Here is a 15,477-nt window from a genome sequence, read left to right as displayed (position 1 = left end):
GGGGGGCGGAGCGATTGCCGTATTTCGAACCTGTTGTGGTAACATGAAGGAAATATCGGCAGATGCCGAATCGATGACAGGCTGGATGCGGGGTGTGTGGCTAAATGCGAAAAATATTACTGGTTGAAGACGATACGCTGATGCGTGAATTTATAACGGATTATTTCAGGAAGGAACAATGGGAAGTATATGAAGCGGAGAATGGAAAAATCGCTTTGGAGCTGTTCGATCAAGTTTCTGTCGATCTTATCGTTCTCGATATTATGATGCCTGAAATGGATGGCTGGTCGGTATGCCGGCGTATCCGCGAGAAATCGGCGGTTCCGATTATTATGATTACAGCCAGAGCAGAGGATGACGATCAAGTGATGGGCTTCGAGCTTGGCGCCGATGAGTATGTAACCAAGCCGCTCAGTCCGCGTGTACTGGTCGCACGAGCTACAGCCTTGATGAAACGGACGGAAGGGACGATTGGACGCGAAGGTGACCGCCTCGTCTATGGCGAGCTGACGGTCAACAGAGCGGCGCATACGGTAGCCGTTGCAGGCAATACTGTTACCTTGTCCCCTAAGGAATATGATCTGCTTCTGTTTCTTATCAAGCATTACGGAAGAGTGCTGTCCCGCGAGCATATATTGGATGCGGTATGGGGCTACGAATATTTGGGAGACCTGCGTACGGTAGACACCCACATCAAGAAATTAAGAGCCAAGCTTGGAGACGAAGGGCGCTATATTTGTACAGTCATTCGATCCGGCTATAAGTTTGAGATGGAAGCATGAGAAAACAAGGGGTCGTTCTCAAATTATTCGTTGTCACCTCGGTCTTAATCTTAATCGTTTTTTCAATCGTAATGCTGGCAGAGGGGATCTTCTTCGAACGGTTTTACCGGTCCTCCAAAATCCATGCACTAGAGCGGAACATGAATCATTTTGCAGAGCAGTTCAAGCAAGCCGATGCGGATAAACAGCGGATTCCCTTTCAGCTTGGAACGTTTATGAATCAGAATGATGCCAGCATCGCAATATTAAACAGCCATTTTGAACGAATGGTTATTGCTCCCTACTATTTGTTGCTTCAAGTAGACGGAAAGACCGTTACCGTACAGCTTCCGACGGAGGGGATGACGGTCGAGGATATTCCTCACGGTATTCAAGCGGGCGATCATTTGGTGGTTGACGGGATTTTTATGGATGAAGCAGATACCATCATGCATCCTGTCAGGATAAGCCGGGAAAGCTCGGAGCTGGGGGAAGGGCTGGTACGCATTGAGGGGCGGGTAACGGACTATATATTGCCTGAGAAACGCAGCTATAATCCGATTTATCAGGATGGCCTTATAGATGATGCTCTTCGGGAATGGCAGTCTGCTGAGGCAGAGGCGTCGAACCTTGCGCTCTTGCACAAAAACGGGTTCGTGCAGGCGGAGTGGAGAGACAGCTGGAGCGGTGTGCAGTATGTGGTTCTGTTGAAGTCCTTGTCAGAGGACGGGAGCCGTTATTTATTTGTAATGGCCTCGCTGCAGCCGGTTGGAGAAGCCGTTGCTATTCTGAAGCAATATTTCATCTATCTCGCTCCGATTATTTTGCTGCTTGCCGTCTTGCTGTCTTTCATCTATTCCCGGATCGTTTCTCGTCCGCTAGTGAGCTTAAGCCGTTCGGCAGCGCGGCTTGCCCAGCTGGATTTTACTGTGCAGCCCGAAATTCATTCCAAGGATGAATTTGGCGAGCTGTCCCGGCATATGGTCGAGCTGTCCCGGAATCTGGACAAGGCTTTAAAGGAGCTGACTCAGGCGAACCTGCAATTGCAGGCGGATGTAGAGGAGAAGCAGCGGTCTGAACAGCTTCGGAAGGAGCTGGTGGCTAACATTTCCCATGAACTGAAGACCCCGCTTGGTATTGTAAAAGGGTTCGCGGAAGGTCTTCAGGACGGAGTAGCCGGCGATAAAAAAGACCGTTATCTGGCCTTAATCGTTAATGAAACCGATCGGATGAACGCGCTGATTATGGATATGCTGGAGCTTTCCAAATACGAGGTCAAAGCCGTCCGGCTGCAGCCCCGGAATTTTTCCTTAGGCGTGCTGATTAAGGGAGCAGCAGAATCCTTTTCCGGGCAACTGGAGAGCAAGCAGCTTCAAATTCGCATAGACGCTGAAGAGGCATTGATGGTAACCGCCGATCCGGTGCGGATCGAACAGGTTGTCATGAATCTGCTGAGCAATGCGGTTCGCCATGCAACGGAGAACAGTGTCATTACCGTTACGATAGAACGGAGTGCGGCCGGAGAGATAAATACGGTTATTGCCAATGCAGGCTCACCTATAGCAGAGGAAGATTTAGAGAGGATTTGGGAGCAATTTTACCGGACGGAGCGCTCCCGTGACCGCAAATCCGGCGGAACCGGGTTAGGGCTGGCGATCGTCAAACATATTATGGAGCTTCACGCAAGCCAATTTGGTGTAAGGAATACGGAGGAAGGCGTCGCCTTTTACTTCACATTACAAGAAAGCAGGGGAGAACATCGTGAATAAACCGAAACCGAAGTACCTATTTGCAGCTACAGCGCTTGCCGCATTGTTGATCGTTAGCGCATGCGGTGCCAACGACCAGTCTGGAACGTTCAACACACCAGACACGACGCAGAACCAGACTCAGACGGAAAAACCAGACACGAATACGAATACGGGTACTAATACGGGCACAAATACAGGAACAGAGACAACTGCACCTACAGATAAGCCGGATAAAGGGGATAGCGGAGCGGAGGCAGGAGATCAGGAAATCCTGATCATTATCGACCAGACGCCGAAGCCTAGCGAGGGCAACAGCTTCGATTTCTCGGTTAACAAGCGTCCGGAAGGCTACTCGCTGTCTGAAATGCAGTGGGTATCCGACAAAAGTACGGTGAAAAATACGATTGCAGAAGCGGTTGAGCATGGCGGCAGCGGCGAGGACGGCTTTTACATTAGCGGCAATGGGCAATTCATGGGCTTCTTCTACCCCGATGAGATGAAGGGCGAGGAAGGCCAGGCCATCTTTATTTTCAAAAATGAGCAGGGCAAAGAGCTGACGTGGAAAAAGAAAATCACGTTGAAGTAAAGAGTTAAGTTTGGGGAAGCTCAACCGGGTGCGGCGGGTAAGGCTGTCGAGGGATCTCGACAGTCTTTTTTTCATTTAAAGTACCTATAACTGAGCTGGCTTGGCTGGCTGCACCGTCCCCAATTTCTCCTCATAGTCCATTCACAGTACCGAACAACGAATCAAAATGCAAAAGTGCAGGTTGTCAGCCGGTTTTTCGGCGATTTATCGCATCAAAATGCAAAAGTGCATTTTGATTGGTCCAAAAGGGCCTTTTGGAGCAAAATCGAACGATTTCAAATGTACTTTTACATTTTGAACGCTGATTTGGGCTGTTTTACGCAAATCAGCATGCACTTTTGCATTTTGTTTCTTGTTTGGCGTAGGGAGGCTAGTCCAAACTTGCTAATTACTCAACACTAGAATACAGTTTATAATCAACATAACCATTCAATCACGAACCACGAAAGGAGCCCATTATGGAGTCCAACAAAACGCCATTCGAATCCACCGACGACTATATCGCTCAATTCTCGCCGGAGGTGCAGGCCATTCTTCAGCAGGTTAGACAAGTCATCAAGGAAGCTGCGCCTGAAGCGACAGAGAAGATCAGCTATGCGATGCCGACGTTTGCGCTACACGGAAATTTGGTCCATTTTGCCGCGTTCAAGCATCATATCGGATTTTACCCGGGGGCCAGCGGGATTGCAGCGTTCAAAGAGCAGTTGTCTGCCTACAAAGGGGCGAAAGGGTCGGTCCAATTCCCGATAGACAAGCCTATGCCGCTGGAGCTTATTCGTGAGATCGTTAACTACAGAGTAGCGGATAATATCGAACGGGCAGCCAGCAAGGCCGCTAACAAAAAGAAAAGCGCAAAGTAGTATCACCAAGCCATCAGTCAGTCATTCAGTTGGCCAATCAGCCATCCGTGCAAAAAATTGAACGCAGGATGGACAATTTTTTGAATTGTTAGGGACAGCTCCGCCATGCAAGATTAGATTAGGAGATATTTAACAGTATCTCCAATCTATTGTTGCGGGAGGGAATTAAGGAATGGTGCAGGAATCAAGGAAAATGGTCCAAGCATTACTCGTGGTTGTACTGGTGCTGGCAGGCTGGGCGCCTTCAGCGGCTCCGGCTGCAGCAGCATCAGCGGTCACGATCTCTCAGACAGGCACAATTGTAAGCGCTACCAATGGATTTTTGACTCTTACTTATGATTTAGCGACTGGCAAAGGCAATTTCTCAGCCGGAAGTACCGTTATTTTATCGGACTTTTATTCCGATTACAGTGTGGCGGGAAACAGCACCCGAATCAGCTCGACCGGCCCGGCGACGCGAACCGCGAGCTGGGCGGCGACCGGTAATGACGGCTATGGAGCGAACGGCCAGCGGCTGACGATTACGAATCAGCTGAATTCTGGCTCAACAATCATTCTTCGGATTTCGATGTACGAGGACAAGTCCTATATTCTAACGGATATGACCGTGAACAACGGGACAAGTCAAAGCATCGACTTCTTGGAGCCGATTGCTGCTAACAACCTGAATATCGGAGCGGGCTCGGACAAGCGGATCTATACAACGCCGTATACGAACAACTATGACTTCGGCGTAGCTCCAGTTAATGATTTCGGCAAAAGCCAGAACGGCTACGACCGGCCATATGGCGCAGGTGAAACGTGGTCGGATTTTAACGGGACAAGCTATTGGGTGGCTTCGGTATTCGACAATACCAATAAGCATGGCGTCGTTGCAGGAGCTGCGTCAACGTTCAATTGGAAAAGCATGCAGTATTTACGCCAAGCTGCAACGGCCAACGGCCCGTTGACCGGGTTCTCCATCTACAATGCGGGCGGACAACAGAGTGGCACCTCGGTAAGCTCGGATTTATTTTTCCTTGGGTACTTTGATGATTACCAGCAAGGTCTGGAGACGTTTGGCCGCACCTATGCCATCGCAGAGCCTAAGCTGGAGTGGAATGATGATGTGCCGATTGGCTTCAACACTTGGTATGCCTACTATGCATACCCGACAGCTGACGCAATGTTCCCGATGACCGATTACTTCGAGGAGCATTTGAAGCCGCTGGGCTACAATTATATGAATCTGGATTGCTGCTACCAAGGGGTTGAGAACAAGACCGATCTGGAGAATCTCGATGATTTCGTCGCCTATGTACATGGCAAAGGGATGAAGGCCGGGACGTATTCCGCGCCATTCGCAATCTTTGATGATTTGACGGCTACCGTTCCTACGACGTCTTATACGTTTGGGGAAATTGCCCTTAAGGATGCCAGCGGCAATCCGATAAAATCCTATATCAACACGTACATTGTTGATGCCACTCATCCAGGTGGACAAGCCTACATCGCTTGGATTATGGACACGTATCATGTACAGCCCGGTTTTGACTATGTAAAGCTCGATTTCATCGATCTGGGCATGTATGACGGCAAGTTTTACGACACGACGAAAAACGGTATGCAGGCCTACCGGATCGGTATGCAGATTATGCGGGATGCGCTGCTCGCAGCCCCTCAAGACATTTATATTAATGAATCGATAGCACCGCTTCTGCCTACCGGTTATGCTCACGGCAGAAGAACGGGCGTGGATACGACGATCGGCCTTGAATCCTATCCGGGCATCGAGCGCCAAGCGTTTAATGCCGCCGCTTCTTGGTGGACGAACGATACGTTGTATGCGTACAACGATGTCGATATGATTTTCCCGGAGAGCGTTATTTATGGCTTCGATAAAATCACCTTGAACGAGGGAACGCTCCTCTCGACCGCAATTGCGCTTGGCGGAGGACATTGGCTGATTGGCGACAACGTACCATTTATTTCCGAGGATCGGATGGCAATTTTACGCAACGCCGGCCTGCTTGATCTGGTTTAAAAAAGGCGGCGCAGCCAAGCCTGTGAAAATGTCGAATTTCTATCATAAGCTGGAGCACTCGCCGATAGCCATCTATTTGACAGACACTAACGGCGATCGTATCGTCGGGCTGTCCAACTGGGATATGAACAATTCAGCGTCTGTCTCGCTGGCATTCGCTGATCTCGGGTTAAACGCTAGCACGAACTACACACTGACCGAGATCTACAGCAGTACGAAAATCGGGCAATATACAGGAAGCTACTCTCGCACTTTGAAGCCGGGCGAGTCTATCATCGTTCGAATCTCTGAGCAGCCTTCGTCGCTGCCGACGGCACCGGTCAATCTTGCGCTGGGCAAATCGGCTTCTGCATCTTCTATTTGGTCCAGCGGATACGATGCAGCCAAAGCGATTGACGGCTCGGTCAGCACACGCTGGAGCGGGGCGAGCGGTACGGCGAACAATCAATGGCTGGAGGTAGATCTTGGAGCAGCCACTAACGTAAACCGGGTTGCTGTCAGCGAATACGGCTCCGGCAGCCAGAGCTTCCAGATCGATACGTATACGCTGCAATATTGGGATGGATCGGCCTATGTGAACTTGACGAAAGGCTTTACGCTGGGAGACCGCCGCGTATTTGATTTTCCGACCGTAAACACTTCAAAAATCAGACTATACATCAACAAATCCCGTTTCATCCCATCGATTCAGGAGATCGAGGTGTATAACGTACCGGGCAATACCGGCTACCGGATTGATCAGGACAACAGCGGCTCCGCGTATAACACCTATTCGGATATTCGCGACGTCATTCAGCGGATGCAGACCTTCACACTGACGCAATCGGAGCTTCCGAAAATGGATGTTTATTTGTACGAGAGCTACGTCAATAAAGTGCCGGAGGATAATTTCTATCTGGATATCGTCGAGCTGGACGCTAGCCACAATCCGGTACGGAAGCTGTTCAGCGCTGCGCTGCAGCCGAACAACATTCCGGGATCAGCTACACCTTATTCGATCTATCCGCGTTTGACAGGTCTCGATACGAGCAAGAAATACGGATTGATTCTTCGTTCGCCGGGTTCGCTGGATGACGCTTCCACGAATAACAAATACGGATTTGCTTACAGCGACAGCAATACGTATGCTGGTGGCTTCGAACGGCTATCGACAGACGGCGGCTTGACCTGGACGACGGAAAATGCGGGCAACCGCGACCTGATCTTTACGATCTACAAATAATGAGATACAGAAAGAAGAGGAGCAGCCGCCGGCTGCTCCTCTCTTCGTATGACTTTTTGCATAAGATAGGCTTCTATACGTTATCCAGCTTATGCGTTTCCAGTACACGGATGACAATGACGGCTGCTTCAGCACGGGTTAGGCTGGAGAGCGGATCAAACTTCGTACCGGATTTGCCGATCATGAGGCCTTGTTTAACGACAAGCGCCACTGCGGATTTCGCATAAGGCGCAATGCTTCCGGTATCTGTGAATCCGGCGAGCACGGCTTCATCCGCTTTGGTATCAACCTTCAGATAAGTCAGTACATTCGCGAGCAGCACCGCAATATTCTGGCGGCTGATGCTGGCGTTCGGATCAAACTGAGTGGCAGATTTGCCTTGAACGAGACCGAGCTGCTTCGCCGCGGCAATATCACCTGCATATGGAGAATCGGCAGCAACATCCTCATAAGGAGCGTCTCCGTATATTGGTAAAATACCAAGCCCCTTCACAATCATGGACGTAAACTCGGCGCGGGTAATGCTCTTGTTCACTCCGAATGCTTCGGCGGTAATTCCGTCAAGCAGCAGCTTGGCAGCAGCACGGTTAACGGCCTTCTTCGCCCATTCTGCTGTGACGTCGCTGTAAGCGATATCTGAGTGCACAATGGTGTAAATGCTGTTCCCATTGCGGATGAGCTCAGCGGCATAGGTGCCGTCGCTGTTTTTCGTAAAGCGTGTCGGTACCGGACGGAATTCATTGGAATCCGGCAAGTAAACGACGCCGGTTGCTTTGGCTGGGTCTAGGCTTCCGCTAACGGTGAATAATCGGCTGAGGGAATGCGAACCCAATGCGGTTACCTCTTCGAATTGTCCATTAGCAGCTTTCTTCAGAATTTGGAAATCAAGCGCCGGTACGAGCAGCTTCAAGCCTTCCGCCTCAGCCAGCTTCTGAATCGCCTCGGCAGTTTTGGCCGCAGGCGGAGCAATGACAATGCGAATGTCTGCATCCAGATGGATTGCATGGGCTGGAAGGGTGTAGGTAACACCGTTCAGAACAATCGACAGCTTCGCGTCCTCTCCTTTAGCAGCAAGGGCCGTAAGCACTTCTTTAGGCAGTGTAATCTCGGCTTGTTTGGCTTCCTTGGCTGCAGAGATCGTGAAAGACGAGGTGTCTGCCGCTCCGATGGCTTTCACTGCGGCATCCTTCTTAATCTGAAGGTGCCAAGTGTCCCCGGTTTTGCTGATATCTGCTTCCAGTTCGTTTTTGCCTGTGGCAACGGCAGCAGGAGGGGCAGATGAGCCTGATGTTGAGCCATAGCCGGAAGTGCGCACAACGAGCGGAGCGCTGAATGGTGATACTTCCGAAATTTGCCCGTCGGTTTCTGCAATAGCCAGTACAGTAAAGGTATAGTCTGTGTTTGGCGTCAATTCTGTCACAATGCCTTGCGTACTATCTGTCGTGACAAGGAAACGGTTATTGACATAGACCTCGTATGCAGTGGCCCCTTCAACTTCATTCCACGTGATTTCAGCCGAGCTGGTACCGCTGCTAATCTTAACTAATTGCTGAGGTGCAGCAAGCGCATTCGGATTGACGATGCCGGTAATCGGCAAGTCCTTGATGAGCTGTGCAGTCAGCGTCCGATTCTCGTCATTGCTGATTTCCCAGCTCATGACGCCGCCCAAATCAAGCGTTTTGACAAGGGATGTCGCATACATCATCGATGTTTCGTCATTGTAAGTAATGAACGTGCCTGTATCTTCGTTGAATAGATAAGGAACCTTCGCGGATTCATTCCAATAACGGACATATCCGTTTTTGCCAATAAAGCTGTTCTCCAAATCATCGAAATCGTAAAAACCGTTTTCCCACTTGCCTACCGGAATTCCCGTACAGGTCTGGTACTCACCAGGCTCAGGACAGCCCTCCCAGCCTTTTCCGTAATAAGGTACGCCAAGCAGCAGCTTATGAGGCGGAACGCCGCCGTTCAGATGGCCAAGAGCGCCGCCTCTGACATTGTTGCGCTCAGCGGATGCTTTCGGATGCGTCTCATCATAGTACAGCGGGGCATTATGATGAGCGAGCAGCTCCCAATTGCCGCTGTAATCGTAAGCCATAATATTGATGAAATCGAGGTATTGCACCGAGTTTGCCAGATCGGCATTCGGTATGAAGGAATCGGCCTGCTGGGAAGCAATCGTCAGCAAATAATATTTGCCGTCTTCAGCGCCTGCCGAATCTAGAGCCTCCCGTACCGTTTTCATCAATGCAGTAAAGTTGACGTTATCTTCAGGGCGGTGGCTGTTGCCATCCTCGCCGCCTTCAACCGGATACTCCCAGTCGATGTCGATGCCGTCCAAATCATAAGCCCGCAGGAATTTCACGACAGAGCCGGAGAACGAGAGGCGTGTCTCTTCCGTTGCCGCCATATCCGAGAAGTGGTCGGAGAAGGACCAGCCGCCTACAGAAACTAGCATTTTAAGATGAGGATTGGAATCTTTAAGACCAGAGAAGGTCTGGAAGTTGGTTAAGTCGATCGACTGGTCTCCAACGACCATTTCACCGTCGTGAACGTATCGATCCTGCAGCGGCACCTTGTCGGTCTGGCATTCTACACCGTTGGAGCCTGCTTTCATCCAGCAAAGGTCGGCGAATGCGTAGTTAATGTGCGTTACCTGCGACAAATCGATATCTGTAGGCTTGAAATTGCGGGCATAGCCTGACCAAGCGGTATAATACGTTACGTTGTTATAGCTGCTTCCCGGAACTGTTGTTACGGAGCCGCTCAGCGGTGATTCCCAAAGGCTGTTTTTCGCTTTGGCAGTAAACGTATAGCTTTGGCCTGCGGTCAGGCCGTTTACGGTATAGCGGTTCGTGTTGCTGCTGCCAATAAGAACGCCATCCTGATAAATATCATAGCTGCTGGCTCCAGGTGTTGGCGCCCAGCCAAGCGCTGCCGTCGTACGGTTTGACGATACGACTTGCAGATCGCGCGGAGCATCCAGTTGTCCCCATGTGAGAGTGACTGCATTGCTCTTCTCCGAGGCTTTGACTCCGTCGTCATTGGCGAGCTGCGCTCCAACCAGGAAAGTCAGCGTCGCGCCGCTGCTGATCTCTTCGGGCGTCAGGTTGTACGTCAGACGGTTGGAGCCGTCCCAGATGCCGCCTTTATAGCCTCCGTTAATCCAATATTCATAGCCGTTGGCTGTCGGGCTGCTCTCCCAGCCCAGCGTAACGCTTGAATCTGTGAGGCTGATGACCTTTAAGTTCTGCGGCGGCATGAGCGGCAGGGGCTCATACTCAGACAGATCCTCTGTCGTCGTGAAGGTGACAACGTTGCTTTTGAGCTCCGGTGTCAGCTGCGCCCATTGAATGCCGTCGGGACCAATTAAGAAGGAGTAGGTCGTTTCCGGGTTTAAGCCGCCTACAGTTGCTAATTGTGTGTTTCCGTAAAATTTATAGTTGCCGTTCGTATCCCAAATCCAGTAGTCGTCAATCCCGGTTGCGTTCACCCATTTCAGCTTGACGCTGTTATGTGTGACACTGACAACCTCCAGATTCGTGGCTCCGGCCGTCGGGCCCGGCGTCACGACCACTTCCCCTTCCTTTGTTGTAAATTCAATGATGTTGCTCTTATGAATGACTTCAGGAAGCGGGCGTTCATACCAAGTGATATAAAATTTGTAGGTGGTGTTAGGGGTTAGCCCAGTCAGTACTTTCTCACCGCTATTCCCCCATGTGAAGTAGCTTTCGCTCGTGTCGCTTTTCAGCCAAATATCAACATCGTTTTTGTCAGTGTCCAGATCCCACTTGATCGTAGCACCTGTTGTTGTGACGGAATCAGCAACAACACTCAGGTTTTGCGGTGCGTCAGGGTCTTGTGCTGCCTGCCCTCCTCCTGCCTGCTCTCCGTTTTGCTCCTCAGGAGCTGTTTCTTCTGCATACGAGACCGTTGCGCTCAGCAGCGGGCTAAAGGCCAGCGCTAGAACGAGGAATGCGATCAATAACGGCTTCATATTCTTGTTGCGAGACATCCAATACATTCAATCACCTCTTCTTATAAAATGTAGGGCTAGTCACGCTCCCCTCTATCATGGGTGGAAGCCAAATGGAACGGAAGGTGAAATTCATGCGATAAATGGGATAAAATTTTACAAAAATGTAATATTGTCGAAATTCGTTGTCGCTTTCTCAGAGGATATGGCGGGAAGGCTCGAATGGCGTAAGCGAGAGGCAAGAAGGGGCATGACGAATAGGGCGAGCCATTGCTGGCAGCTTCCTGTAAAAGCTTTATTTTCAACTTAGGTGATTCATTAGTTATGTGTTGTTGGAGGTTCAGGCCGGCGGTGAGATTGCTCTTCCCGCCTTACTTTCTCTGTGAATACCATTGCGTTCTCAATCGATTCCTTCAACTGCTCAATGAATACTTCTGTTTCCGGGGTAAGTGATCTGTTTTTCAGCTTAATCCATCCGAGCCGCATTTTGTCGCCGTAGTCCTCCAATGGAATGGACATAATGCGTCCATCCATAAATTCCTCCACGAGCAGACCGCTCCCCGTCGAGACGACGTCGGTGTTGCATACGATATTAACGGCAGTAGCCCGGTCATTGACGACAATCGTCCGATTGGGCTTTCTGGCTGGAATTAAATTGAATTCCTCTGAAAAATCAATTGACTCTCCCTGTTTATGTTCGAACGCCATATAGATAAAGTCATTCAAATCCTCCGCTTTCAGAGAGTCTCTTCCCGCCAAAGGATGCCCCTTCCTCACATAAACACAGGGCTGGATTTTGCGCAGCAGATGGAATTCGATATTTCGGGTACCTAGAAAACGTTTGATGATCTTCTCCGTTAAGTTGGAGGTGAAGATGACGCCGATATCGGAGACGGAAGCCGAGACATCTTCAATGACCTTATCCATGCTGGTTTCCCGGATTGTAAAGCTGAACCGCGGATTATCGATTTGGTTTACTAGCCGAACGAAGGCATCTACTGCGAACGGATAGCGCTGCGTTGATACGGAAAACTGCGCTTCCGGCTCTACTTGATTCGAAGTGTACAGGCTCTCAATATAGGATTTGCGCTCCAGCAGCGAATTGGCATAGCTCAGAAACTGCCTGCCCTCAGGTGTCAATTCCACACCTTGATTGCTGCGGATAAAAATCGAAATATTCAGCTCCGTCTCAAGCTCCTTCAGCGCACTGCTGATGCTGGATTGCGAGACGAACAGCGCGGCTGCTGCTTTATTAATTGAACCGGAGCGGGCGATTTCCGCTACATATTTCATTTGCTGAAAAGTCATGCTCGTTCCTCCTGTAAACAGCTTTCACTATTGTCCTATTGTATCGCCAATGCGGAAAAAGAGCCAATTCGTTATCGATTCAATCGATAGCAAACAGCAGTTTTTATGTTTTAACACATCGTATTTTGCCACGGTATAATTTAGAAATGGAATGAACGAGCAACGGTTCAGTATGTTCAAGTGGAGTATGGTTATGGACAGGGAGAGGAATGCAGCATGAAACAGAACAAAATGGGGCCGATAGCGCTCAGTGGTTTGATTATCGGGCCGATACTCGGCTCCGGTATTTTAATTCTTCCGCCCATCGTCTACAGTATCGCGAAAGATTGGGCCGTTTTGGCATGGCTGGCGATTATCTTGATCAGCTTTGTGGTCGCGTTTATTTTCGGATATATTAGCATACAGTTTCCTGGTGACGGGGGAGCGACGAATGCGGTTGAGCATGTATTCGGCCCTTATGCCATGCGGCTGGCCGCCTTTTATCTCATAATAGGAGTGACATTCGGCGCATCAGCCGTGCTGCTGACGGCTGGTGAATACATAGCTAAGCTAGGGGGCGCATCAGCTCTGACTGTGAGCTTCATTCTGCTGCCGATATGTATCGCGTTATTGCTGGCAAGAGTTCATTTTCTCGGGAAGGTCGCTTTCGTGATGTCCATTCTCGCAGCTGTCGTACTGTTTCTGGGCGGGGCGAAAACATTACTGGATCATCCCGAGCCGCTTGTCATCGCAAGCAGCTTTAATCCGTCGGCTTTTGGCTATGCCTTGTTGATTCTGTTCTGGGCGATCTTCGGCTGGGAGATTATCGGGAATTACAGCGGCGATGTGAGGGAGCCGAAAAAAACGATCCGCAGAGCAATCTGGATCAGCATTGCGGCAATCTCCGCAGTTGATCTCGTCGTTGCCGCAGCGATTCAGCGGACGGCTGCTAGCTCAATTAGCGCAGGGGATTTGACGATTACAGCCATTATCTACTCGCTGTTTGGGGGGCTGAGTCCGCTCATTATGGCGGGACTCGCTTTGTTTCTGTGCGGATCTACTTATTTTCTATATGCAGGAGGCATTGCTAGATTGATCGCTTCCTTATCATCGGAGAAGGTGCTTCCGGCTTTTCTTGGCAAGCGGTCGCGTCACAACGTTCCGGTGGCCGGAGTTTTTGCTATATTGGTGCTGAACGTCGCCGTGCTGCTGGCTGTCCGCGCCGGATTATTCGACCTGGAAGCGCTGGTTGCATTCGCCAACAGCTTTCTGACGATCAATGCGCTGATTGGCATTGTCGCGGGAATTGTGCTGATCCCGAGTCGATTTATAAAGATTAGCGGCAGCATACTTGCTCTATTTTTCGTCGGGATGCTGTTTTTCCACTCGTCACCTTTGTCTTTGGCGTTTATCGGAGTTTTAGCCGTCTATTATTTGTATAGACATTTCTCTTCTAGGGTTAGACTTACTTGAGTTCTTTTGGTATGGTGGATAATGATGCAATTATTGGTAATTATGATCCGCACTGCGAAGGGAGCTTTAAGGTATGGAGAAGATGGAGCTGGCAGAACAGATTTATAACGCGTCACATCTGACGGGTACATTCCTTTTACGGTCAGGCAAGCAATCCGATCAATATTTTGACAAGTATTTATTCGAATCCGATCCTAAGCTGCTCGTGGCAATTGCCGAAAAGCTTGCTCCGTTGGTCCCTCCGGGTACAGAGGTGTTGGCCGGACTTGAGATGGGAGGCATTCCGATAGCGACTGCACTGTCTTTAAAGACGGGCATACCTGCAGCTTTCGTGCGGAAGAAAGCGAAGGAGTACGGGACGTGCAAGCTAGCCGAAGGCATTGAGATAGCAGGCAAAAACGTCTGTATCATTGAGGACGTAGTCACGACCGGCGGCCAAATTTTGCTCAGTGCAGAGGATTTGAAGCAGCATGGGGCAAAGGTTCAGGCAGTGGTCAGCGTCATCGAAAGAGAAGCGGCAGGCAGAGACAACCTGGAAGGGGCGGGCCTCGCCTTCTACTCTCTTTTTTACGATGGACGAGCTGCTTGCTGCTGTGAAATAGATATTGATAGAGACGAGTCGCCTGCGGGCGGCTCTTTTTTTTGATGGTTGGTTGCGGGGATGAAACACTGTATCGTCAGCGTTGTCGCACTAGTGACAAGTAAAATGGCTGGTCGAAGTGTGCTGACGCGGATCAAAATGCAAATGTGCATTTTGATTGCGCCATAACGGGACAAAAAGGGCTTCAAAATGTAAAAGTACATTTTATAGGGGCAGAAATGGCTGTATTCCCGCGTTTTCGGCTAAACAACCTGCACTTTTGTATTTGGAGCCCTGAGATGGGCGGAAAATCAGCAATCAACCTGCACTTTTACATTTTGATTAGTAGAAGAGGAGCGAGTGGGGAAAATCTCACTATTTAAGGATTATGCCATCTGAGGTGAGCGGAAGGTTGTAATAGCTTGTGTACAAGTAAAGATAACTGCGTTTTTCTATAGGCACCAACCGAGCTAATCAGCAACCTCTGGCAAATCATAAGCAGCATGGACTAGAAACCTGCCAACCATACAAAATTTAATTAGCGAAGCTAGTTCGCAAATTAACGAACGGGGGTTCGCTCTAACCAATATCTGAGCGAGGTGGAACCCGCATCTCTCCAAAGAACGTACGATACTCGGACGTTAGCGAAGCAGGTTCGCAAATCAACGAAGCAATTTTCGCTATACTGGCGAAAATGCAGGGGCAGTGTTAGTACAGCGAACCTATCTTCGCTAATCGCGAACCTGCGTTCATGAGTAGCGAAGCTAGCTTCGCTCTGGCAAGAGCATGACCTCGCAGCCTCTTTAGAGCGAACTTTTCTTCGCAAAATAGCGAAACAGGTTCGCTCTAACCAATATCTGAGCGAGGTGGAACCCGCATCTCTCCAAAGAACGTACGATACTCGGACGTTAGCGAAGCAGATTCGCAAATTAACGAAGCAACTTTCGCTATACAG

The 15,477-nt window shown here is 49.9% G+C and carries 9 protein-coding genes and 1 pseudogene; 8 read left to right on the top strand and 2 right to left on the bottom strand.

The annotated features are described in order from the left end of the window. The first annotated feature begins 104 nt into the window (after nucleotides 1-104). The 6 genes from TY10_RS19410 (at nucleotide 105) to TY10_RS30565 (ending at nucleotide 7,203) form a co-directional block, all read left to right on the top strand. The gene (locus TY10_RS19410; protein WP_042167046.1) at nucleotides 105-782 is read left to right on the top strand and encodes a response regulator transcription factor; all 678 of its coding nucleotides are present in this window, start codon (nucleotides 105-107) and stop codon (nucleotides 780-782) included. After that, nucleotides 779-2,530 (top strand): sensor histidine kinase, encoded by a 1,752-nt coding sequence (locus tag TY10_RS19405; RefSeq protein ID WP_042167043.1) that lies wholly within the window; start codon nucleotides 779-781, stop codon nucleotides 2,528-2,530. Before TY10_RS19410 ends, TY10_RS19405 begins: the two co-directional genes overlap by 4 nt. Then, a complete protein-coding gene (locus TY10_RS19400; RefSeq protein WP_042167039.1) occupies nucleotides 2,523-3,098 on the top strand; it encodes a hypothetical protein in 576 nt (191 codons plus the stop codon). Before TY10_RS19405 ends, TY10_RS19400 begins: the two co-directional genes overlap by 8 nt. A 458-nt stretch (nucleotides 3,099-3,556) precedes the next feature. After that, entirely contained in the window at nucleotides 3,557-3,958 is a 402-nt protein-coding gene (locus TY10_RS19395) for an iron chaperone (protein ID WP_042167037.1), read from the top strand. 172 nt (nucleotides 3,959-4,130) lie between these two features. Continuing rightward, on the top strand, nucleotides 4,131-5,981 hold the full coding sequence (locus TY10_RS30570) for an alpha-amylase family protein (RefSeq protein ID WP_155985977.1): 1,851 nt from the start codon (nucleotides 4,131-4,133) through the stop codon (nucleotides 5,979-5,981). After that, a complete protein-coding gene (locus tag TY10_RS30565) occupies nucleotides 5,905-7,203 on the top strand; it encodes a discoidin domain-containing protein (RefSeq protein WP_155985975.1) in 1,299 nt (432 codons plus the stop codon). Before TY10_RS30570 ends, TY10_RS30565 begins: the two co-directional genes overlap by 77 nt. Before the next feature lie 73 nt (nucleotides 7,204-7,276). On the opposite strand, the gene TY10_RS19385 is transcribed toward TY10_RS30565, so the two are convergent. Both TY10_RS19385 and TY10_RS19380 read right to left on the bottom strand, forming a co-directional pair. Continuing rightward, a complete protein-coding gene (locus TY10_RS19385; protein WP_052350651.1) occupies nucleotides 7,277-11,230 on the bottom strand; it encodes a glycosyl hydrolase family 18 protein in 3,954 nt (1,317 codons plus the stop codon). A 270-nt stretch (nucleotides 11,231-11,500) separates the two neighbouring features. After that, nucleotides 11,501-12,490, bottom strand: a complete 990-nt coding sequence (locus TY10_RS19380) for a LysR family transcriptional regulator (protein ID WP_052350650.1) — start codon at nucleotides 12,488-12,490, stop codon at nucleotides 11,501-11,503. 216 nt (nucleotides 12,491-12,706) lie between these two features. Between TY10_RS19380 and TY10_RS19375 the strand changes: the two genes are divergently transcribed. Together TY10_RS19375 and pyrE are read left to right on the top strand one after the other, a co-directional pair. Further along, nucleotides 12,707-13,942, top strand: coding sequence for an APC family permease (locus TY10_RS19375; protein ID WP_042167035.1), 1,236 nt, complete (start codon nucleotides 12,707-12,709; stop codon nucleotides 13,940-13,942). 73 nt (nucleotides 13,943-14,015) lie between these two features. Beyond that, nucleotides 14,016-14,544: pseudogene (gene pyrE / locus TY10_RS19370) on the top strand (orotate phosphoribosyltransferase). The last annotated feature ends 933 nt before the right edge of the window (nucleotides 14,545-15,477 follow it).

Source organism: Paenibacillus gorillae, assembly GCF_000513275.1.
In the GTDB taxonomy this organism is placed as follows: domain Bacteria; phylum Bacillota; class Bacilli; order Paenibacillales; family Paenibacillaceae; genus Pristimantibacillus; species Pristimantibacillus gorillae.
The sequence above is the reverse complement of the archived record's forward strand: the minus strand, read 5'-3'. Positions and strand labels throughout refer to the sequence as shown.